18 protein-coding genes and 1 riboswitch are annotated in these 20,324 nt (G+C 48.9%); of the genes, 7 read left to right on the top strand and 11 right to left on the bottom strand.

All coding sequences use genetic code 11. From position 1 onward, the window contains the following. Positions 1-5 precede the first annotated feature (5 nt). The 8 genes from ACYVGR_RS15490 to metE all read right to left on the bottom strand — a co-directional run bounded on the left by ACYVGR_RS15490 (position 6) and on the right by metE (position 7,780). Entirely contained in the window at positions 6-2,306 is a 2,301-nt protein-coding gene (locus ACYVGR_RS15490; RefSeq protein WP_460958429.1) for a TonB-dependent receptor, read from the bottom strand. Between the two features lie 145 nt (positions 2,307-2,451). Next, positions 2,452-2,829, bottom strand: a complete 378-nt coding sequence (locus ACYVGR_RS15485) for a hypothetical protein (RefSeq protein ID WP_460958191.1) — start codon at positions 2,827-2,829, stop codon at positions 2,452-2,454. Between the two features lie 371 nt (positions 2,830-3,200). Then, the gene (locus ACYVGR_RS15480; protein WP_460958189.1) at positions 3,201-3,578 is read right to left on the bottom strand and encodes a hypothetical protein; all 378 of its coding nucleotides are present in this window, start codon (positions 3,576-3,578) and stop codon (positions 3,201-3,203) included. 208 nt (positions 3,579-3,786) lie between these two features. Further along, complete coding sequence (locus ACYVGR_RS15475; RefSeq protein ID WP_460958187.1) at positions 3,787-4,104, bottom strand: hypothetical protein; 318 nt, start codon at positions 4,102-4,104, stop codon at positions 3,787-3,789. 125 nt (positions 4,105-4,229) lie between these two features. Next, positions 4,230-4,631, bottom strand: coding sequence for an acyl-CoA thioesterase (locus ACYVGR_RS15470; RefSeq protein WP_460958185.1), 402 nt, complete (start codon positions 4,629-4,631; stop codon positions 4,230-4,232). Continuing rightward, on the bottom strand, positions 4,621-4,869 hold the full coding sequence (locus ACYVGR_RS15465) for a cysteine-rich CWC family protein (protein WP_460958183.1): 249 nt from the start codon (positions 4,867-4,869) through the stop codon (positions 4,621-4,623). The genes ACYVGR_RS15470 and ACYVGR_RS15465 overlap by 11 nt, the downstream gene beginning before the upstream one ends. Next, entirely contained in the window at positions 4,847-5,383 is a 537-nt protein-coding gene (locus ACYVGR_RS15460) for a PAS domain-containing protein (RefSeq protein ID WP_460958181.1), read from the bottom strand. Before ACYVGR_RS15460 ends, ACYVGR_RS15465 begins: the two co-directional genes overlap by 23 nt. Positions 5,384-5,437: 54 nt before the next feature. Then, positions 5,438-7,780: a 5-methyltetrahydropteroyltriglutamate--homocysteine S-methyltransferase gene (metE, locus tag ACYVGR_RS15455; protein WP_460958179.1), complete on the bottom strand. Its 2,343-nt coding sequence runs from the start codon at positions 7,778-7,780 to the stop codon at positions 5,438-5,440. Positions 7,781-7,940: 160 nt separating this feature from the next. After that, positions 7,941-8,159, bottom strand: a riboswitch (cobalamin riboswitch). 359 nt (positions 8,160-8,518) lie between these two features. Here metE and ACYVGR_RS15450 point away from each other — a divergent pair. The 5 genes from ACYVGR_RS15450 (at position 8,519) to ACYVGR_RS15430 (ending at position 14,094) form a co-directional block, all read left to right on the top strand. After that, the gene (locus ACYVGR_RS15450) at positions 8,519-9,271 is read left to right on the top strand and encodes an SDR family NAD(P)-dependent oxidoreductase (RefSeq protein WP_460958177.1); all 753 of its coding nucleotides are present in this window, start codon (positions 8,519-8,521) and stop codon (positions 9,269-9,271) included. A 19-nt stretch (positions 9,272-9,290) separates the two neighbouring features. Next, positions 9,291-10,109: a universal stress protein gene (locus ACYVGR_RS15445; protein WP_460958175.1), complete on the top strand. Its 819-nt coding sequence runs from the start codon at positions 9,291-9,293 to the stop codon at positions 10,107-10,109. Positions 10,110-10,419: 310 nt separating this feature from the next. Beyond that, positions 10,420-10,749 (top strand): DUF6660 family protein, encoded by a 330-nt coding sequence (locus ACYVGR_RS15440; protein ID WP_460958173.1) that lies wholly within the window; start codon positions 10,420-10,422, stop codon positions 10,747-10,749. Positions 10,750-10,819: 70 nt separating this feature from the next. Next, complete coding sequence (locus ACYVGR_RS15435) at positions 10,820-13,060, top strand: TonB-dependent receptor (RefSeq protein ID WP_460958172.1); 2,241 nt, start codon at positions 10,820-10,822, stop codon at positions 13,058-13,060. Positions 13,061-13,170: 110 nt separating this feature from the next. Beyond that, entirely contained in the window at positions 13,171-14,094 is a 924-nt protein-coding gene (locus ACYVGR_RS15430) for a cation diffusion facilitator family transporter (RefSeq protein ID WP_460958170.1), read from the top strand. Between the two features lie 211 nt (positions 14,095-14,305). On the opposite strand, the gene ACYVGR_RS15425 is transcribed toward ACYVGR_RS15430, so the two are convergent. Continuing rightward, the gene (locus ACYVGR_RS15425; RefSeq protein WP_460958168.1) at positions 14,306-14,761 is read right to left on the bottom strand and encodes a hypothetical protein; all 456 of its coding nucleotides are present in this window, start codon (positions 14,759-14,761) and stop codon (positions 14,306-14,308) included. Between the two features lie 117 nt (positions 14,762-14,878). Between ACYVGR_RS15425 and ACYVGR_RS15420 the strand changes: the two genes are divergently transcribed. After that, positions 14,879-15,388 carry a GNAT family N-acetyltransferase gene (locus ACYVGR_RS15420; protein WP_460958166.1) on the top strand — a complete coding sequence of 170 codons (510 nt, stop codon included), beginning with the start codon at positions 14,879-14,881 and terminating at the stop codon, positions 15,386-15,388. A 128-nt stretch (positions 15,389-15,516) separates the two neighbouring features. Here the strand turns inward: ACYVGR_RS15420 and ACYVGR_RS15415 are convergent, their stop codons facing one another. Continuing rightward, the gene (locus ACYVGR_RS15415) at positions 15,517-16,062 is read right to left on the bottom strand and encodes an REP-associated tyrosine transposase (RefSeq protein ID WP_460958164.1); all 546 of its coding nucleotides are present in this window, start codon (positions 16,060-16,062) and stop codon (positions 15,517-15,519) included. Positions 16,063-16,216: 154 nt separating this feature from the next. Here ACYVGR_RS15415 and ACYVGR_RS15410 point away from each other — a divergent pair, with 154 nt between their 5' ends. Beyond that, complete coding sequence (locus tag ACYVGR_RS15410) at positions 16,217-16,744, top strand: hypothetical protein (RefSeq protein ID WP_460958162.1); 528 nt, start codon at positions 16,217-16,219, stop codon at positions 16,742-16,744. 8 nt (positions 16,745-16,752) lie between these two features. On the opposite strand, the gene ACYVGR_RS15405 is transcribed toward ACYVGR_RS15410, so the two are convergent. Beyond that, positions 16,753-20,310, bottom strand: a complete 3,558-nt coding sequence (locus ACYVGR_RS15405) for a carboxypeptidase-like regulatory domain-containing protein (RefSeq protein ID WP_460958160.1) — start codon at positions 20,308-20,310, stop codon at positions 16,753-16,755. Positions 20,311-20,324: the final 14 nt, after the last annotated feature.

The following is a 20,324-nucleotide window of genomic DNA, read 5'->3' as shown; positions in this document are numbered from 1 at the left end:
TAGTTTCATTTTCCTGAAATACTATACTGAACACCAAACACAAAGGTGCGTGGGGCGGCTGGTGTGTAGGTGGTGCGATCGGTGGCGTTGTTGCCCCGTGTGGCGTTAGTGGCGAAAAGCGCGTTGGTCACGTTCAGGATATTCGAGAATAGCTCAATGCCTTTCCATTGGTAGCCAACCCGAACATTAGCGAAATCGTACCCACTATAATTAACCGTATTGATCTGGTTCTGGTACCAACTCGCCACATGCTGCCACTCAACCGACGTGCGGAAGCCCTTCAGCCAGCTGGGGTAGTAAGAAACTTCGGTGTTCCAGAGTGTGCGTGGGGCCGATGGCATATCCTTCCCGTTTACGTTCTGTATGGCATCGGACGTCCGCTGGCTAAGCGTAAATTCAACAAATTGGTGCACTGCGTGCGTGCCCCCAAATCGGAAGAATATCTGCTTTGAAGGCCGGTAGGTAACCCCCAACTCAACGCCCCGGTGCAGTGTCCGACCCGCCGATTGGTAATCGGTGGAGTTATCGAGCTGACGAATGCTGAGCAACTCGTTCGTGCCATTCATTTGGTAAAGAGCCACATCGACATACACTTTGTTGTTCAGCAACGAAGCCCAGCCACCCACTTCCATATTGTCGAATTTGGCGGGTTGGAGGTTGTAGTAAAACTGGTCGCCGGAAGCCGTGGGCGTGGTCCGTTTCAGGAAAATCGCCGTGAGCGCAGGGGGCGAAAACCCTTTGGCGTAGTTGGCATACAAGCCTTTACCATTACCCAAATCGTACGTAGCACCAATTTTAGGCGTCATCTGGCTATAGTCCTTACTCCCCGAACTCTTGTCCAGCGCATTGGTATAATTGAAAGCCATTCGGTCGTAACGCAGCCCTGCCGACACGCGCAATTTAGGCAATGGCTCAAGGTCATACTGGACGTAAGCTGCGGTATTATGAATATCGGCCTGGTAGTTGGCTAACTGAATATCAGGACGTTCCTGCAACTGCGTGTATTTGATAACCGATTTCTTATCCGCTCTTAACTCTGCCGACAGATCAGTCTGGTAGGCATAATAGGTGTTGGGCGAGAGGTCGAGTGTAGCACCAACAATGAGCTTGCTGTTCAGGAAATTTAACCGTTGCGTGTGCTGCGCAATGAAGCCGTAGCTTTTGAAATCGTTACTGTTAATCTGCCCTGTTGCGGTTGCCGCACCCGTTGTCCACCGAATGGAATAAGCCGGATTCTGGCCCACACTGTTGTTTCGAACAAAAGCCGTGATGAACGATTGGGAGCCATCCCTCCAATCATGTTCCAGGGTTAGGCGGCTGCGTAACGAGAAAGTTTTTCGGTACGTAAAATCGGTGGTGCTCACGTACTGCCGGGCGAAAAATGCCGAACTATCAACGCTACCACTCGTCTGCGAATTATAATCGTTGTACGACAAGGTACCCGTCAGGCGAGTTCTGGGTGCAAAAGCGTATTCGAGTCGGGCGAAGTACGACGATTTGTCATAATCGGAGCTGGCTAACCATGAATTCCGTTGCCGCGACACGAAGCCTCCGAGGTAAATTCCAAACTTGCCCTGTCTCGCTCCCGCCCCAACCTGAAGTCGCTGGTAGCCCCATTGATCAACCTGAATTCCCGCACGCGCCGTGGGCACAGCCGTTGGCCGTTGCGTAATGAAATTCACCGCTCCCCCTACGGCTTCAGGCCCATAAATCGACGACACAGGGCCTTTGACTACCTCAATCGAGCTGACCGTAAACTGATTCATTTCGAGCAGCGCATTGTGATTAAACACACCCATCGGTCGAATTGGCACACCATCTTCCATGTAAAGAAAATACGCATTAGTGGTCATCGGCTGCCGAATAGCCATCATGTGTTGCTCATTGTTGAGGTTCACCATGAGCACTCCCGGTGTTTTATTGATCACTTCATAGATGCTCGTCGGCTTCGTTTCGTTGATCAGTTTGGCCGAGAGTTTGGAGATCGCAATGGGGGTTTCGGTACGGAGGGCAGCTTCCCGATTTCCGGTCACAACCACCGTCTGAAGGTCTTCGGCAGCGGGTTCCAGTGCAATTCGTAGCAGTTGCCCCGGTGTCAATGTAATCTCTTGTCGACGATAACCGACAGCTGACACAATGACTTTTGCCGCACTATTGGTTACTGAGAAATGACCGTTTGCATCGGTAACGGTTCCCGATTTACCATCAGCCCAGGCAAGGGTCACGCCGGGCAACGGTTCATTGGTTTGGGCGTCAAAAACAAGCCCTTGTTTTACTTCCTGAGCGGAAACAGAATAGACAATCATAGCCCATAACCAGGCGGTTATGAGTAACTTATAAATTTTCACAATATGATTAGTTTAAGTCGAGAATTTGAATTTTCAGACATGTAAGGTTCGTAAGACCATTCTTTTTCAACAGTCCAGCTTATCGGTCTTTGGCGAAAACGACTTAAACTCGGGGTGGCTGAAACAGGCTCGCTAACGGAGCGATGTAAGCCGGAAAGCAATACGCTGAAAACCCAGCACACAGGATCAATTGCCAGGCGGGAAGAAACTCGAAGGAAAAGCTTACCTGACAAAACAGTTGCATAACTGGCGAATTCTGTACTCGCTCAGTGGTCTCTTTGTCCTGCTTTTCCTGCTGTGTCTTTAACTGTTTAGCCAGATAGCATTTACCATCGCAATGCAATTGGGGCTTATCGCGATTTTCGCAAAGGACACGGGCAATGTACTCTTTATTGAGCTGATAATGCGCAATGATTCCCCATGGACTAACCATCGGTAGCAGCGTTGCAAACAGCAGTATGTAGAGTACAAATGTCCTCATGAAGTTTTTAACAGCAAAAAGTAGATCAGAAGAAGACCTCAGTAATCAATTATCAATCAGACTAGTAATACCATAGGCCTCTGAATAACCCTTAATGTGAATTCAGGATTAGACTGTGTCTGTTTTGGCCCATTAGGGCCTTCACAGCATAGCGTCGGTAGAAAAGCCCCTAGTTATAGATAACGTGTGCCGTTAGGTACGCAATTGTTATGTACCTAACGGCACATTTTGTCTTTGAAATCGATTCTTTCTACCGACGCTACGCTGTAAAGGCCCTACGGGCCACCCATAATCCGGCTCATTACAAGACACAATGGATTAGCCTTTGGCATGAGAAAACCGCCAAAGATTAGGGGGCAAGATGTGAAAGATTAAATCTGGGGAGGCTGAAAAAGGGCCCCTAAGGGTGCACGGTACGCCGATAGTAAATAAAGTGGCAATTGGCTGACCAACAAACGAATGGTTTGTGGCACGATCAGAAACGTACTGAAGTCAGCGCAAAACAGGGTAATGACTGGCATGTGCTCCAGACGGGTAGCCGTCTCTTTGTCCTGTCGATCCTCCTGAGCCTTCAGCTTTTTAGCCAGATAGCATTTTCCATCACAATGCATTTCGGGCTTATCGCGGTTTTCGCAAAGGACGCGGGCGATGTAATCCTTATTGGCGTGATAATAGGCAATGGTCCCCCACTGGCTGACTGTTGGCAGCAAGGTTGCGATCAGGAGAATATAGACCAATGCGATTTTCATCAGGGGCAAAGGTAAGGCACGATAGGGTGTAGGACAAGTTCTTTTTTTGACAGGATTAACAGAATTTTCAGGATTTATTTTGCTGATATTTCCGGCCAATAAATCCTGAAAATTCTGTTAATCCTGTCGAAAAACCGTTTTTCTTCTTATGTGCTCGTAGTCTGACCAGACGCACCAACAACCAGACTACGAAGATTTGTATCGACATTTAATCCTGATCAACTTCCCGGATTAACTGTTGAACCGAAAGTTGTCGTTCAGCGGGTAGCGATTCGAGAGTTTCCAGCAGCGATCGTTTTAGTTGTTGCCATTGGTGTGATTTCAGCAACGTCAGCTCCGCCATAAACTCAACCGTTTCCGGATTCTCATGAGCTGGTTTATCGGTTCGGGCAACGGGCAGGCGGGGGCTCACCAACTTGATTAATTGCTGTGCTAATTCACCCCGAATGTATTGATCTAGTGTATAAGCTGGGATTCGACCTTCGGTATCTGCTTTTTTAAGTGTTGTTGTCAGTTTATAATGCATGATTTCCGGTAACCGGATATGCTTTTTTTTCTGACAGGATTTACGGGATTTACAAGATTAATAAGACGGGTTTTCGCCTGTAAAAACCTTGTAAATCCTGTTAATCCTGTCAGAAAAACGCTTTTCTAGATAATGCGAATTGGCTTCTTATCCTCGTCGAGCGCCACGAACGTGAACGTTCCATGAATGGCCTTATGGCGCTCCATCGAGTACATTTCTTCGACGTAAATTTCTACCGCGATCCGAATACTAGTATTTCCCACATGTTCGACCCGACCAACCAGCTCGATAATCGTACCCGCCGGAATCGACTTGGTAAAATTGATTTTGTCGGACGAAACCGTGACCATGCGCTTCCGGGAAAACCGAGTGGCGGCAATAAACGCCACTTCGTCCATCAGTTGCAGGGCGGTGCCTCCAAAAAGCGTATCGTAATGATTGGTTGTGCTGGGAAAAACAGCTTTGAAAATTCGGGTTTCGGCCGCTGCGATTCGGGTCTTTATTTCTGGCGTTTCGTTAATGTCCACGTAATAAATCTGCTACTAGTTTCTGGTGAGCCAGGTGATTGAATTCTGTTCGGACAGCCAACAGACAGTCAGCGCACAAACAGCCCTGGTAAGTCGAACTGACGTACTGCCGCTGGGCATCCGTCAATTGCACTACCTGACATTGGCACAAATTGATGCTTCCAACGCGGCACTCGAATGTACGATGGCAGCGGGGACAAGCGGTGTGTTCGTGTTTACCGGACGATGGGTGTTCCATTCGATTCGACCTCCTGTTCAAAGGCAATGAAATTGACTACTTGTTTCTGCCGATTTACGATGGGCCGAATCACGATCTGACACAGATAAGCAGTTTGGTCTTTTCGATAATTCAACAACTGTCCACGTACTAACTTCTGCCGTTCAACACCTTGCCTGATATGCCGTCGTGCTCGCATAGACGTACCTTCCCCTTGCAAAAAAGCGGGTCTGCGTCCTAAGGTCTCCCGGCTGGAATAACCCGTCATTGTCTCAAATGCAGGATTCACATACTGAATAAGCTGGTCAAGATCCGTAACTATAATGACCATTGTATTGCTTAGCAACTCACGTCGAATTGATGCGGGTAACTTCCAGTCCTGTGCTTTGGCCAACGACATCCACCCTGCTGCTTCTACTCTTTCAGCAACTGGGGTTGTTTTCTGTCTGAACTCCCAACCGGCTATTAATGGGGCATGCAGGAACTCCTGATTATGCTCAGCAAGGTATTTGTCGTAAGGTCCGCAGAAATCCATATTGCAAAGGTAAGCCTTCTGCCAACTAGTTGGCAGAAGACCACTTATTTATGATCATACAGACTCAGTAACTAATTCGCGCGCTGTTTGGGCGGCCTGCACCATATTTTTCAGGGCTTCAGTCGTTTCTGGCCAACGGCGCGTCTTCAATCCACAGTCTGGATTTACCCATAAGTTTCGAACAGGCAGCACGTTAGTCGCTTTTTGAAGCAGATCGACCATTTCCTCAATTGTTGGTACACGCGGGCTATGGATGTCGTACACGCCAGGACCAATTTCGTACGGATAGTTAAAATTGACAAACGCATCCAACAATTCCATTTGCGACCTCGACGTTTCAATCGTGATCACATCGGCATCCATGTTCGCGATGGCTTCGATCATGTCGTTGAACTCCGAATAGCACATGTGGGTGTGAATTTGCGTGTCGTTCTGAACGCCAGAAGCCGAAATCCGAAACGCCCGTACGGCCCAGTCCAGATAGGTTTTCCAGTTGTCTTTCCGCAGCGGCAATCCCTCCCGAATAGCCGGTTCGTCAATCTGAATAACCCGAATACCAGCCGCTTCCAGATCGACTACTTCATCGTGAATAGCCAGTGCAATTTGCAAACAGGTATCCCGGCGCGGCTGATCATCCCGCACAAACGACCATTGCAGAATGGTTACCGGGCCAGTCAGCATTCCTTTAACGGGTTTGCTCGTTAACGACTGAGCAAATTGCGCCCAACGCACGGTCATGGGTTCAGGCCGATAAACATCACCGTAAATAATCGGCGGTTTCACGCAACGAGAGCCATAACTCTGCACCCAGCCGTTTTCGCTGAAGGCAAACCCGTCGAGCAGTTCGCCGAAATACTCAACCATGTCGTTCCGCTCAAACTCGCCATGCACCAGCACATCCAGGCCAATTTTTTCCTGCCAGCGAATAGCCTGCTCGGTTTCGGCGCGAATAAAATCTTCGTATTGGTCGAGCGTGATTTCGCCTTTTTTAAACTTCGCTCGATTGGCGCGCACGGTTTCCGTTTGCGGGAACGAGCCAATCGTAGTTGTTGGAAATAAAGGCAATTGTAGACGTGCCTGTTGTAGCGGCTGGCGCACAGCAAACTCACCCTGACGTTGGTCGTCTTTCTCTGTCAACTGATTCAGACGTGCCTGAACAGCAGGGCGATTAATCAATGTCGATTCCCGACGGGCCACTAACGCAGCCTGATTTGCGGCTAATGTTGCCGTTGCCTGGGCGTTCTTGGGCTGCCGGAATAGCGTAACGAGTGTGGCGACTTCGTCCAGTTTCTGCCGGGCAAAGGCCAGCCACTGCTTAATTTCGGGGGTTAATCCCTGCTCGTTGGTTTCCGAGTTCAGATCGACAGGGACGTGTACTAACGAACATGACGGTGCAACCAGAATTCGGTGCTGGCCAAGTTTCTCAACGGCCCGCTGAAGGGTTGCCTTCGATTTTTCCAGATCATTGATCCAGATGTTTCGTCCGTCAACCACACCCAACGACAACTTCGTTGATTTGTGCACGAAATCGGTTTGCAGAATATCGTCTAACTGACTTGGGCACCGGACCAGATCCAAATGCAGGGCATCGACCGGCAATTGAATAGCCAGATTCAGGTTAGCCCCGTAGCACTCGAAATACGACGCTAACAGCAAATTAAGTTTCGGGAATTGTACCCGCAATCGATTGTAGGTTTTTGCAAAAGCGGCTCGTTGGTCATTCGTCAAATCCAGTGAGAGCGTCGGTTCATCGAGTTGAATCCAGTTGGCTCCCTGCGCTTGCAGACGCGTCAAAATCGCTTCATAAACAGGCAGTAGGCGATCCAGTAAATCCAATCGGTCGAAACCAACTTCTTTCTCTTTGCCGAGTAACAGATACGAAACCGGCCCCAGCAATACAGGTTTGGGTGTAGTTCCCAGCGTTTGTCTGGCCTCTTCGAACTCGTCAAAAATTTTCTCTGAGAGAAGCGTAAAGGTCTGGTCGGCAGTAAACTCCGGTACAATGTAGTGATAGTTGGTATCGAACCACTTAGTCATTTCCATCGCTTTCAGATCCAGTCCATCCTGCTGATGGCCCCGCGCCATAGCGAAATAGAGCGTTAGCTGGTCAGCGTTTTGGTGGGCCGCATCAGGCTGGTCGAGCAGCGGGCGAAACCGCTTCGGTATCGCGCCAACGGTCAGGGACATGTCGAGCACCTGATCGTAGAACGAAAAGTCGTTGCAGGGAACCAGCGTAATGCCAGCCTGCTGTTGGGTCAGCCAGTTGCCTTGTCGGATAATTCGACCGGCGTCCTGAAGCTGCTGACGGGTGATTTTGTTGGCCCAGAATTGCTCAGAGGCCCGTTTGAGTTCGCGGTGGCTACCGATTCGTGGATAGCCGAGATTGTGTGCGATCATGTTAATAAATGATAAAATGGTTGATCGCGTTCGATGCCGAACTCCATACGCTTACCACGTTATCAACACTTTATCAACACGACACACCTAACCAGGCCCCAGAACGAAGCAGGAAAAAGATAGGATGGTCAAGTTTGATGAAGCCCAATCGCGTGTGGGCGTAATCAGCAAAGCTAAGGCAAGTCTCCTGGCTTGTGACGGTATCTGCCGTCCTTCTCATCCCGCCCGTTTCGGCGAACCGATGGGTAAGACAATGGACATCGAGGGCAAACCCTTTTCTAAATGGTCACTGACAGTAGCAACGTCTGCTCGTGAATTTCACACGATTCCTTTTTCATTTCCTGAACCTCTCAGGAAAACCATTAGCTAATTTGACGGAAAACAAAGAACGTTAACACAAACTAACCGTATTGCGCTGGCAAAAACAAGAAATACACGTAATCCCATCTCTTTCGGCCTATTGAGCTGAGCGAATTAATTGCTGATATTTTTTCATACTCGCCGGGTTAAAACCCGACGCATCTGATCCATTCTTTGTTTTTGCGCCGGGTTTTAACCCGGCGAGTATGAAAAATACAGGCGTTTTCATCCTACGAACACCTGACTTATATCAGTTCAACCCCTGCCGTTAGTCAACTAATATCCAATTACTTACAACGTACTTTGAGCCATCAAACAGGGGTAACGAACTGGTTTGATGGACCCTATTTTTTCGGATTTACTTAGTCGTTTATGAGCATGGAACAAGACTTAAAAGGAAAGACAGCGCTGGTAACCGGTGCCGCTTCGGGTATTGGCAAGGCAGTAGCCCTTCTTTATGGCCAGCATGGGGCCAATGTGATGCTGTCGGATATAGATGAAGCCCAGGGACAACAAGTAGCCGATGAACTAAAAGCCATTGGGGCGAATGCCCGCTTTCTCAAAGCCGATGTCGGCGACCCAGCCCAGTGCCAGGCGCTGGTACAAGAAACCGTTGCCACCTTTGGTTCGCTGGATATTGCCTGCAATAACGCGGGCATTGGTGGGGAGCAGAATATGACGGCTGATTACAGTCTGGAAGGCTGGCAACACATTATTAATGTAAACCTCAACAGTGTTTTTTTCTGTCTGAAATACGAGCTGGAAGTGATGCTGAAACAGGGTGCAGGCAGTATTGTCAATATGGCTTCGATACTCGGGCAGGTTGCCACGGCGGGTGCGCCGGGATACGTAACCGCCAAGCACGGCATGATTGGCCTTACGCAAACAGCCGCTATAGAGTATGCGTCGCAGGGCATTCGCATCAATGCCGTTGGGCCGGGCTACATTGATACTCCGTTACTCAATATACTGTCTGCCGAAGTGAAGCAACAACTAATTGGCTTACACCCAATTGGTCGCTTAGGCAAAGCCGAAGAAGTTGCCGAGTTGGTCATCTGGCTCAGTTCCAACAAATCGTCCTTCGTAACCGGCTCCTATTATCCGATCGATGGTGGGTATCTGGCTCAATAAATCAACCAGCAAACTACTCATGAAAACCATCCTCTTAGCTACCGACTTTTCAGCCAACGCCAACCAGGTAGCGCAATTTGCGGCTCAACTGGCCTACGACCAAAAATCCACCCTGATCTTGTTTCACGCGTTTCATGTCTGGCCAGATAATGCCGCTAAAGTGGGCGACTTCCCACTGTCTGTAGAGGCCACGCGGGAAGCCAGTGAAAAAGCCCTGCATCGACTGGCTGCTGAATTGCATGAATTGGTGGGCTTAACCGTACCCATCCGATGCCTAACGCAGGAAGGGCACACCATGAATGCGATCTGGAAGGTAACCAAGGCCGAGCAAGTCGATCTGTTGATTATGTCGACAGTAGGGAGTGCCCCGCAAAGTGCACAACTACTGGGTAGTCTTGCCACTGAAATGATTGCCGAAACCGAAGTACCTATCTTACTGATTCCACCGGGCATTACCTATACGGGCCTGAAAAATATAGTACTCGGCATTGATCTAATCGCCCCTCCCGACGCCGTCGTGTTGGATAAGACACTGAAATTTGCCCGGTTGTTTGGTAGCGTGATCGATGTGCTATGCATCAGCGAAGAAGCCAACGAAGCCGACCTACATCAGCGGGCAGAACACATTCGGCGGCTACTCAATACCCAACCACATACGTTGACCATTGAAATCAGCAACGAACTCTACGACACCTTACTAGGGTTTGCGCATTTGAACAAAGCTGATCTGATCATCATGCTCCCAAAAACGCGAAACTGGTTTCAGAAGCTATTGGCCGAAGGCCGAACCCAGCACATGGCGCGCCTGACCGATTTGCCCTTGTTGGCCGTTGTTTGATCCGAATTGTTTTTTCGACAGGATTAACAGGATTTCCATGATTTGTTTACCCGTATTGCACCCTTGGTCTGTATCCTCACCATAGCCGTCAGGTTAAGACTTTGATTAGCTGTTCTCGTGCTGTCAGCGGGGCCGCCCGCTTAACCTGACGGCTACGGTGAGAATACAGGCCGAGGATACGATCCGAATTATTTTTTCGCCAGTAAAAATCCTGAAAATCCTGTTAATCCTGTCAAAAAGCACTTTTCCTTCATAATATGCCCTGTTTTTGACTACCTGTTGCATTACTCGGCCCACTACCTTTGCGGGCATGAAAGCGGTCATGTGTCTTTTCTCGTTGTGGATTCTGCTGTTGACGGGTCTTCCTTGCCCGGATGCAGACTGTCATGCGCAAGAAGATAGACTGACTAATACTTCATCGGCGGCTCACTCGACCAACGATCCCGACCACGGGCACAAAGCGCCCTGCAGCCCGTTTTGCCACTGCACAACCTGTCTTGGCTTTTCAATTCCCCGGCCGCTTGGCTATACAATCTCTGAGCTACAAAGTGTCCTGATTCCTGCGAATCAGGCATTTGCGTACCAATCGCCCAATCAGTCAGATGTAGCGCTCGCCATCTGGCAACCGCCCAAATTATAAGCGTTTTTCATGGATTTTCTTCCGGCTGGTCATCCATCAGCCGCTATGTTCCATTGTATCTCCATACAGGATGAAAAACCTTATTTTATTTCTACTTTTTTCCTCGACCGTTTGGGGCAATACAGTATTCCTGAGTCCGGTCTCTTCCCATAAACCTCTCCTCCAGGATACCCTGCGCGTTTCTATCCGGCATGCACTCACCAAGCAATCCATTCCCGGTGCAACGATTCTAGTAGTGGGTACCACAACTGGTGCTGCGACTGATACTGCCGGTTTTACGCGAATGAGCCTGCCGCCAACTGGCCCCTACCGGCTGCGTATTTCGGCTGTTGGTTTCGAGTCAGTTGTGCACACGCTTATCGCACCGAGTAGCGATACACTGCAAATTTTCCTCAAACCGTCGGAGGAATCACTGGACGAAATCACCGTTTCCTCTACCCGAAGTGGCCGTAGTGTTGCCGACGAGCCAACGCGGGTTGAGGTGATTGACGCCGAAGAACTCGACGAAAAAGTGAATATGCAACCGGCCAATATTGCCGTTATTCTGCGTGAAAGTCCAGGAATTCAGGTTCAGCAAACGTCGGTCATGTCGGCCAATGCGACGTTCCGAATTCAGGGGCTCGATGGTCGTTATACCCAACTGCTACAGGATGGGCTTCCGCTGTATAGTGGCTTTTCGAGCGGATTGAGTCTGATGCAGGTTCCTCCACTGAATTTGAAACAGGTGGAAGTTGTGAAAGGCTGTCAATCAACCTTATACGGAAGTGGAGCCATTGCCGGACTCGTCAATTTAGTAACGAAAGAGCCAACGCGTGAACGAGAATTGTCTTTTCTGCTTAATGGTACGTCGGCGCTCGGGCTTGATCTTAATGCCTATTATGCCCAACGAAACGAAAAAGTGGGGCTGACGTTCTACGCCACCCGCAATCTGCAACGAGCTTACGACGCCAACAACGACCAATTTTCAGATCTGCCGCAAACGGCCCGCACAACCATTCAGCCTAAGTTTTTCTGGTACCCGAATCCAACCACAACGGTTTCGGCCGGGGTGATCTGGGTCAATGAGCACCGAACAGGAGGGTATATTCCAACCATTCGGAGCGAGACATCGACCGGATATACCGAAGCGAATGACTCCCGACGATTAGCTACTCAATTTCGGCTGGAAAAGCGGTTTACCAATGATGCGGTGTTGACCGTCAAAAACAGTTACAGTCGCTTCCAACGATCGATAGCGCTGCCCAATTATATGTTCGATGGGTTGCAGCAATCCTCTTTTTCGGAGGTGAGTTATTTCAAACACCAATCAAAAACCGACTGGATTGCCGGTGTAAATCTGTGGACGGATGCTTTCCGGCTCGAAAACTCCCTCAACACAGTCAGTACAGGCGACATTTACCACCAATCCATTTTAGGTGCTTTTGTTCAGAACACGTTAACCCTCTCCGAGCAATTCAGTCTGGAAACAGGCTTACGGGCCGATGCCGTGACAACGAACGTCAATACGCCGTCTAACTTCTCCAGTCCGAAACTGTTTTTGCTTCCTCGGTTCTCGTTGCTATACCGGGCAGCCGACCATTGGACAAGTCGACTGGGTGGTGGACTGGGCTACAAAGCACCCACTATTTTCACTGAAGATGCCGAGCGGATGTCTTTCCAGAACGTTAATCTGCTATCGATGAATGGCAACCAAACCGAATCGTCGATGGGCTTGAACTGGGACATTAATTACCGTACTGAGTTAGGCGATCAAACCACCTTGACCATTAATCAGTTGTTTTTTTATACTCAATTGAATCGCCTGACGGTTTTGTCGACAAGTGGTCTGGCGGCCTTTCGTACAGCCAACGGAAATTTATCGACCCGCGGTTTTGAAACAAACGTACGACTGACTTATCACGACCTTCATAGCTTTCTGGGGTATTCGTTTATTGACACCAAACGTAATTACGACAACCTGACGGGCATGATTCCGCTGACGGCCAAACACCGACTCTATTTTACCACGCTCTACGAAACAGATCGGTTAAAAACCGGTTTTGAGGCTTTTTATTCGGGCACACAACAACGCATGAATGGTACCAATACACCCGCTTACTGGACGTTAGGCTACATGATTGAACGGAAATGGTCGTTTGGAAAAAATACAAAAGGAAGCATTTTTATTAACTTCGAGAATTTCCTCGATGTGCGTCAGTCGCGCTTCGAACCACTCGTGAGTGGCACGACTACACAACCTGTTTTTGTTACCGATATCTATGCTCCAACCGATGGCCGAATCATCAATGGAGGTATTAAATTAAAACTTTGATTGGTCAGGCGGTTGTCAAATTTACTCAGGAGTTGTCAAGCATAGATTCCTACCTGCTGGCAAAGCCTGACCAAATTTGACAACTGACTGATCATCCCTGACTTTGCTATATGGCGCACGATCATCACGACCACGCGGGCCACAGCCACGGCCCTACTGTTTTAACATCTATCAACCGAGCGTTAATCATTGGCGCGATCCTGAATGCGGGCTACGTGGCCGTTGAGTTTGCATTAGGTTTTTATTATAACTCACTGGCACTCATTGCCGACGCAGGCCATAACCTCAGCGATGTAGCGAGCTTATTACTATCGCTACTGGCATTTCGGTTGGCACGCGTTCGGCAAACACCAAGTTTTACGTATGGCTACCGGAAGAGTACCGTCCTGGCTTCACTGACCAATGCGGTTATTCTGCTGATTACGATTGGGGCCATTTTCTGGGAAAGTCTCCAGCGATTTCGCCATCCCGAACCTGTAGCGGGCGGTGCTGTGGCCTGGGTTGCTGCGGTCGGCATTGTTGTCAACACGGTGTCGGCTCTGTTGTTTTTCCGAAACAAAGAGCACGATCTGAACGCCAAAGGCGCTTATCTACACCTGGCTGTCGACGCGCTGGTGTCGCTGGGCGTAGTGGTGGCTGGTGTTTTGATCACCTACACAGGCTGGACCTGGCTCGACCCGGTTATCGGTATTCTCGTTGCCATTATTATCATGGGCTCTACCTGGCGGTTGCTCACCGATAGCCTGCGATTATCGATGGACGGTATTCCTACCGACATAGACCTCGCGGCTGTGCTGGCCGATCTGCGAGCGGTAAACGGTGTGAAAGACGTACATCACGTGCATATCTGGGCCATGAGCACAACCGAAAACGCCCTCACAGCTCACCTTGTTCTACAACCGGGTCTGTCAGATTCCCAAATTGTCGCACTCAAACACGACGCCCGCCATCGACTTGAGCACCAGAAAATTAGCCACGCAACGCTGGAAACGGAGATAGTAGCTGAAGAAGATTGTAAAACGGAGATTTGTTAGACTCTGACAGGATTAACAGGATAAAACAGGATTTTTCTGGCCTGTTAATCTTTGTCAGTATATAAGGTAATGTTAACGACAGAAGATAATTTCAGATCAGAATCCATGCAGGTCGGTCCACTTCCATCTCAATGTCTCTGTGACAGGAAGCCTTGCCCAGGCTACGAATCGCTACTGGAAATTACAGATCGTTTGTCAGTAAAAATCAATATTACTTACGCTTCAAAAATCGATAAGCGGCAGCCGTGGCCAGTCCACCAATCAAATACCAACCAATAGTTATGGCGGTCGTGGCTGGCGTGCGGCTACTGGGTGCTGTTCCTAGACCCAGTGGACCAGGTAAGCCTACTGCACCCGCCCCTGCTACAACGCCTAGAGCAACGCCAGCAGTCAGCGCATGTTTGGGTTTCGCTAGGCCTATCAGGCTGTAGTAAAGCGTGTTCGACACTATATCTCCCCCTAATGCCCAGTCATGCAGTTTATTATCAGAAGGTACGTTGACATCTGCTTTTTTGAGCACCTTCTTCATCGCCCGCATTCCCAGAATGTCAGCTCTTGGTGCCTCATCAATGAATTGGCGAGCTGTTTCATGCAAGATCGTTAGTGCACAGGCACCAATCAGGCCGCTACCCAGCGACGGTAGGATTGTTTTGTTTAAGTCAGTCATATTGGCTTAACTTGTAAGCTATTCCGAATGTTATCGAGCCTCAGAGCCTTGTTAGCCAGAGGGATTCGACAAGCTAATTTTACTTAGTTTTCCAACAAACAACCTGCTTTCTTCCCGATGAAATTCTCCTTCCGAAACGACAAGATAAACGTAGCGTTTGATGTATTACGCGAGGTTGGTCAATGGCTTGTCGACAATGGTCAGGAACTCTGGCAAATTGATACGCTTACTCCTGAAAATCTTCTGGATGAATACACAACGGGTAACTTGTACGTGATGTATGCCGACCGGGAAGATGGCACAGCCCCAGAGCCTGCTGCCGTATTCATTCTTCAATGGGAAGATCCACTCTATTGGCCCGATGTACCGCCCAACACATCCAGTTTTATTCACAAGCTGGCTATTCGTCGGGCTTTTGCCGGGCAAAATTTATTTGCGGCTATCATTGATTTCTGGAAAAGCGAATGTATGTTACGAGGCATACGAACCCTGGAACTAGAGACCGATGCAAGTCGACCCAAACTCATGCAGTTTTACGAACGCTATGGCTTCAAACCAACCCATCAACGTCAGATTCATGAATTTGGCCAGACGTTTCTTTGCCAATATTATGTAATGACGTTTTAGTTCTGGCGCTGTAGACTGGCGCGAGTATTCACTCGTGCCTTTTATAAAATCAGTATTTACTGACGCAAGCGAATGCTTGCTTTATGAAAAGGCACGAGTGACTACTCGCGCCAGAGCTAAAACATCATTTATAACACGATCACATCAATCAATCCCTTTCGTCCAGCATAGTTGCGGGCGCTACTATACAGGTAATCTTCTGGCTCGTCCACAAATCCGGCCTCTACAGGATTATTATGAATGTAAGCGAGCTTCTGTTCAAATATATTGCCTGTAGATAACTCGATTGAATGAAACCCCTGTTGCCATAATTGATGGCCATTATTCGCAGGGTTCTGATGGCCCGCTCGCTTGAAAATCCAGCACATCCAATTCCGGCGACTTTCTTCACTATCCTGCTCAATGATAGGAAATAACAAAGTAGAGGTGTGCCGTTTCATATCGCGCATAATATGCTCGATTGGGTTTTTATTTGTCCCAACAATCATATGCAGGTGATTTGTCATCAGGCAGTAAGCATATACTTCCAAACCTTTCTCGGCTATACAATAACGTATGCTATCGAGCACAATATCTTTGTAGTGGCGACGGGTAAACACATCAATCCATTGAACAACAGTGCATGTTACGAAGTAAACTTTTGACTGATCTCTAACTTTATATTTTTTGCTCATTTTATATACTTTTATGGTGTAAAAGTATATATTTTTTTAATTCTAGCGCGAGTATTTACTCGTGCTTTTTTTGTAAAGTCAGTATTCACTGACGCAAGCGAATGCTTGCTATAAAAGGCACGAGTAAATACTCGCGCCAGATGCTTATAACCCTATGCGTTCGCTCGTCATCTTATTTATTTTCCTGAGTATAGCGAGTTGCCAGTCCAGTTCGCAACCAGAGCCGGTTCAGTACAGTGTGCCTGTGGAAGTTGAACCGTACCTGAAATCGTTTCGGGATGAGGCTAGCAAGCGTAATAAATCCATTTCGACGGCCAATCTGATTATTTCCTTTGGATCGGCCCAAACTGAAGATGTTTGTGGTCAGTGTATCCTCCAGGCTGGTAAAACGCCCCAAATTACCCTGAGTTCTGATGACTTTTGCTGGAAAACAGCCAGTACGAATGAGCGGGAATGCCTGGTTTTTCATGAATTGGGCCATTGCCTGCTGAATCGGGCGCACAAAACAGATAAATTCCCCAATGGCGCCTACGTCAGTTTAATGAACCCCGATAATGTAGCCGTTTATGCCACCTGCCGTTACCCGATCGGGGGTGATGAATGCGATAAACGCGACCGCCGGGACTATTACCTTGATGAGTTATTTGATGCCACTACCCCAACGCCAGCCTGGGGAAAATAGCCCGTTGATTATTGCACCCGGATCAATTCGGTTACAGCAATGGGGCGACCATTTTCAGTAACACCCTGTAACGTTATACGCAGCGTCCGTACAACATCCGACATCGGGAAAATTAACTGGCTGTGGCCCTCGCTATCGGTCTGTATCAGTGGTTTCCAATAGAGTACATCACGGCGATCAATACGATCCGACGCCGAAGACGTTTGGGTCTCGGCGGAATATTTTGGCATATAGAACTCCCGTTGAACCGAGGCATAGCCAATAAGTTGCAAGGGTTTCATGCCGCCTTTTTCGGTACTTTTCTGTTGATCGGGCCGGAAACGTTTCGTGTAAAAGGCAATAACGCCATTGCCACCCCGAACACCATATATACCTGCTGTTCCACCATTTTTCAGGACTTCGATACGCTCTATATCACCCGGGTTAAAGGTTAGTAAAGCCGTCCCGTCATTATCCTGAATGGTCACTCCATCAACTAAATACAAGGGCTGTGAACTACTTTTCAGCGTACCTACCCCCCGAACTACTACATGATAATTCTGCGTAAGCGGATCTTGTGTAACACTTACACCCGCCACCTTCCCTCGCATCATTTCGTAGAGATTGGCAAATCGTGGGGATTTTTCATCGAAAACAAGCGTAGCATCGGCTTCGCTATGCAGACTAGATCGTTGCACATCCAGCGGACGTTCGTCCAGTTTCCGGGCCCGAACAGTAACAGTTTGCAAAAGTTTGACTGTTTTATCCCGGTATAAATCGGCGTCATTCTCCTGACGAGTCCGGGCAGCGGCTAATTGAGCGTGTAGGCTGGTCCAGTTAGCGGGAATGTTCGTTGTATCAGGTTTCCAGAACGTCCAGGGACCATCCAATACCAGATGAGCGTCTTTATCGGCAAAGTTTTTCAGTTGGTGATCGGCAAGCTGAGTCATCAATTGCACCGTATCGGCAATTTCCAGACCCGCCAATCGAAACCGCCCCCGATCGTTTGTGCCAGCCGACCGTACAAAGGAATGCTCCGGCACCGTAGAAGCCACCATCACCTGAGCGCCCGATATAGGTTGATTTTTCGCATTCAGCACTTTCCCCATCAGCGACACCCCGCCCAGAAGTTCGGTCGATGAGGTGCCACTTACCCGTCGCCAGCCCTGTGTCAACAGCAGATCATCAACAGCCCGGCGTGTTTCGAGTGAATTATCTTTCAGGTAAACATTAGGACTCTCGACCCGTCCACTTAATTCGCCTGTCAGCAATAGATGGGTTTGGATCGTGGCCGAAGCCGTATCGTCAGGAACTTGACCCGCATCGGTAATCGAGGCCGACAAAACAGCCATCGTTGGCAGTCCTTCATCACTCATGTTGATACTCAAAATAGCCTGTTCACGAGGTTTATAAAGGGGCTTATTCAGGCCCACCAACACCCGCAAAGGGGGGAAATGATCCGGAATAAATACGAGTCGCTCAGCCTGGGGTCGGGCGGCTGCGTTATAAAGTGTAATCTGATTCAAGCCCGCTGGTAGCCCTTCTACGGGCAAACTCACCCGAGCGATTCCATTCTGTAATAGGATTTTCCGCTGATCGACCAGGCGACCCCGTTGCTGGATAAGCACGTACACCGAGTCTAGCGAAGGTAAATTTGTTCCGGTAATCGTTAGGGCCAATCGATTTGTATCGCTAACAACATCAGCCGAAAAGTTGTAGCCCTCCTTTTCGGCCGGAGAGAGCGGTACCAGTTGATGCTGACCATTATGGACAACATCGGCATAGTATTTTTTATCCGCTTCGGGCGTCATCACAAAACTTCCCATCCCGAACGCATTGACCGTTACCGGGCAAATCTCCTTGCCTTCGTTCGTAACGACCCGTCCCGATGCCATGACGCCTTTTCCATCCGGATCAACCAGTTTAACGCCCAAACGGGCTGGCAAACCGATAATCCAGCGCCCTCCTTCGGGCAAAACCTGTACATCCAACGGTTTGGGTTCTGCATCGATCGACTTCATTACTGAAGTTTGACCTAAGTTATTCACGGCAATTGACCGCTCAAAAGCAGGCCGAATTTGCCCGTCATCTTCATCCGTATAAGCGCGCAACCGATACGTGCCCGACATCAGAGAGTCTGAGAATCTAAAGCTTCCTACTGCCCGTCCATCCGTTACCCGTAGCCATTGATGCTGCACGAGTTTACCCGTTGGCGTTAACACATCTACATGCATGGCCGTTTCGCCCAAAGGTCGACGGTTCGTAGCAGCATCGAGTAAATAGGCACTCAACCACATCCGGTCGCCGGTAGCATAGAATGGTTTATCGGTGTGCACGAATATCGACGGAGCCAACACCCGAAAGCGCTCGTTAAACGCATCCGCAATCCGCTTCTGGCGGGCATCGGGCAACAAAAATCGCCCCTGAGCAACAATGGGCGCATTGGTAACTGGATCAATATCTCCGCTTGCTGGCTGCCAATCGGCGGGAAGCATGGTCGACAGACGGTCGTCGGACAACGAACCCGAAATCAACATCCCATTAGGTATTGTGATGGTTCCGTCCGTCGTCAATTGTAATTGCTGTGCGGGTAATTTGATTTCTGAATAGGCGTAACGAGCATCCATATACGGCGAATACAGCGATACGGCATTTGTATAAAACACGATCAATGTCTTGTCTGATACCAATTGCCGTTCGAACGGGAGCCGACCTGGCCGGATTAACTCCTTCAATTTCAAGGGTAACAAATGCCCTTTGGTTGTATCTGTCCCAATCGAACCAGCCAGAACGATCCGGTTGGCTATTGATTTCATCGGTAGTACTGTAGGGTCTTCCTGATAAACCAGAAAGCCCTCCTTTTCATAGTTTCCTTCGACCAGACTGGCCATCAGATGCCGGACGGAACCTTTGTAGGCAATCATCCGATTTCGCCGGAATCGCTTCGCCTGTCGCTCATCAGCGGGTTTCATTTCTTCGAAATGGATGGTACCGGCATAATACACCTTCTTGAACGACCCATCGAAATACAGAAGCTCGTATCTCAACTTGTAGCCTAACGCCTGATTTTCAATAACAAGAGGTTCTGATGCCGTTGCCTTTAATTGCCCAGCCTCTTCTTTGAAGCTGAGCACATCGCTGTTCATAATCAGGCATTGACTCCCAAAAGGCTCGCCGAGCAACTGACGTTTAAATTGCCGAAGGTGACGCTCCCATTTCTTCTGATTACCCCGAACGGTTACTGTCAGCAGTGTTTGGTCGCTAGGTTTAAGGCGAAAATTGGCTTTGTTATTTTGATTGGCATCCAGACGCAACAGCCGTTGTTGCGGGTGGTATCCAACAAAAGAGGCCACGATTTCAACTGTACCCAGCGGTACGCCGGAGAGTGAATAATAGCCTTGTTCGTTTGTGACGGTGCCACGTGTACTACCATTGAGGTATACATTGGCAAACGGCATGGCTTTACCTGTTGTGGCATCGGCTACAGTACCGGTCAGGGTAGTTGTTGTTTGTGCAAATGCCCATGAAGAGGCCAGGCAGATTAGCAGACAGACAGTCAGATAAACAACAGAAAGCCAGCGATTCATGAGGAGTTCACAGT

The sequence above is a fragment of the Spirosoma litoris genome, assembly GCF_054776755.1.
The sequence above is the reverse complement of the archived record's forward strand: the minus strand, read 5'-3'. Positions and strand labels throughout refer to the sequence as shown.

Coding starts and splice junctions, on each gene's coding strand:
- ACYVGR_RS15490 (WP_460958429.1), bottom strand. CDS start 2,306: ATGATTGTCTATTCTGTTTCCGCTCAGGAAGTAAAACAAGGGCTTGTT.
- ACYVGR_RS15485 (WP_460958191.1), bottom strand. CDS start 2,829: ATGAGGACATTTGTACTCTACATACTGCTGTTTGCAACGCTGCTACCG.
- ACYVGR_RS15480 (WP_460958189.1), bottom strand. CDS start 3,578: ATGAAAATCGCATTGGTCTATATTCTCCTGATCGCAACCTTGCTGCCA.
- ACYVGR_RS15475 (WP_460958187.1), bottom strand. CDS start 4,104: ATGCATTATAAACTGACAACAACACTTAAAAAAGCAGATACCGAAGGT.
- ACYVGR_RS15465 (WP_460958183.1), bottom strand. CDS start 4,869: ATGGAACACCCATCGTCCGGTAAACACGAACACACCGCTTGTCCCCGC.
- ACYVGR_RS15460 (WP_460958181.1), bottom strand. CDS start 5,383: ATGGATTTCTGCGGACCTTACGACAAATACCTTGCTGAGCATAATCAG.
- metE (WP_460958179.1), bottom strand. CDS start 7,780: ATGATCGCACACAATCTCGGCTATCCACGAATCGGTAGCCACCGCGAA.
- ACYVGR_RS15450 (WP_460958177.1), top strand. CDS start 8,519: ATGGAACAAGACTTAAAAGGAAAGACAGCGCTGGTAACCGGTGCCGCT.
- ACYVGR_RS15445 (WP_460958175.1), top strand. CDS start 9,291: ATGAAAACCATCCTCTTAGCTACCGACTTTTCAGCCAACGCCAACCAG.
- ACYVGR_RS15440 (WP_460958173.1), top strand. CDS start 10,420: ATGAAAGCGGTCATGTGTCTTTTCTCGTTGTGGATTCTGCTGTTGACG.
- ACYVGR_RS15435 (WP_460958172.1), top strand. CDS start 10,820: ATGAAAAACCTTATTTTATTTCTACTTTTTTCCTCGACCGTTTGGGGC.
- ACYVGR_RS15430 (WP_460958170.1), top strand. CDS start 13,171: ATGGCGCACGATCATCACGACCACGCGGGCCACAGCCACGGCCCTACT.
- ACYVGR_RS15425 (WP_460958168.1), bottom strand. CDS start 14,761: ATGACTGACTTAAACAAAACAATCCTACCGTCGCTGGGTAGCGGCCTG.
- ACYVGR_RS15420 (WP_460958166.1), top strand. CDS start 14,879: ATGAAATTCTCCTTCCGAAACGACAAGATAAACGTAGCGTTTGATGTA.
- ACYVGR_RS15415 (WP_460958164.1), bottom strand. CDS start 16,062: ATGAGCAAAAAATATAAAGTTAGAGATCAGTCAAAAGTTTACTTCGTA.
- ACYVGR_RS15410 (WP_460958162.1), top strand. CDS start 16,217: ATGCGTTCGCTCGTCATCTTATTTATTTTCCTGAGTATAGCGAGTTGC.
- ACYVGR_RS15405 (WP_460958160.1), bottom strand. CDS start 20,310: ATGAATCGCTGGCTTTCTGTTGTTTATCTGACTGTCTGTCTGCTAATC.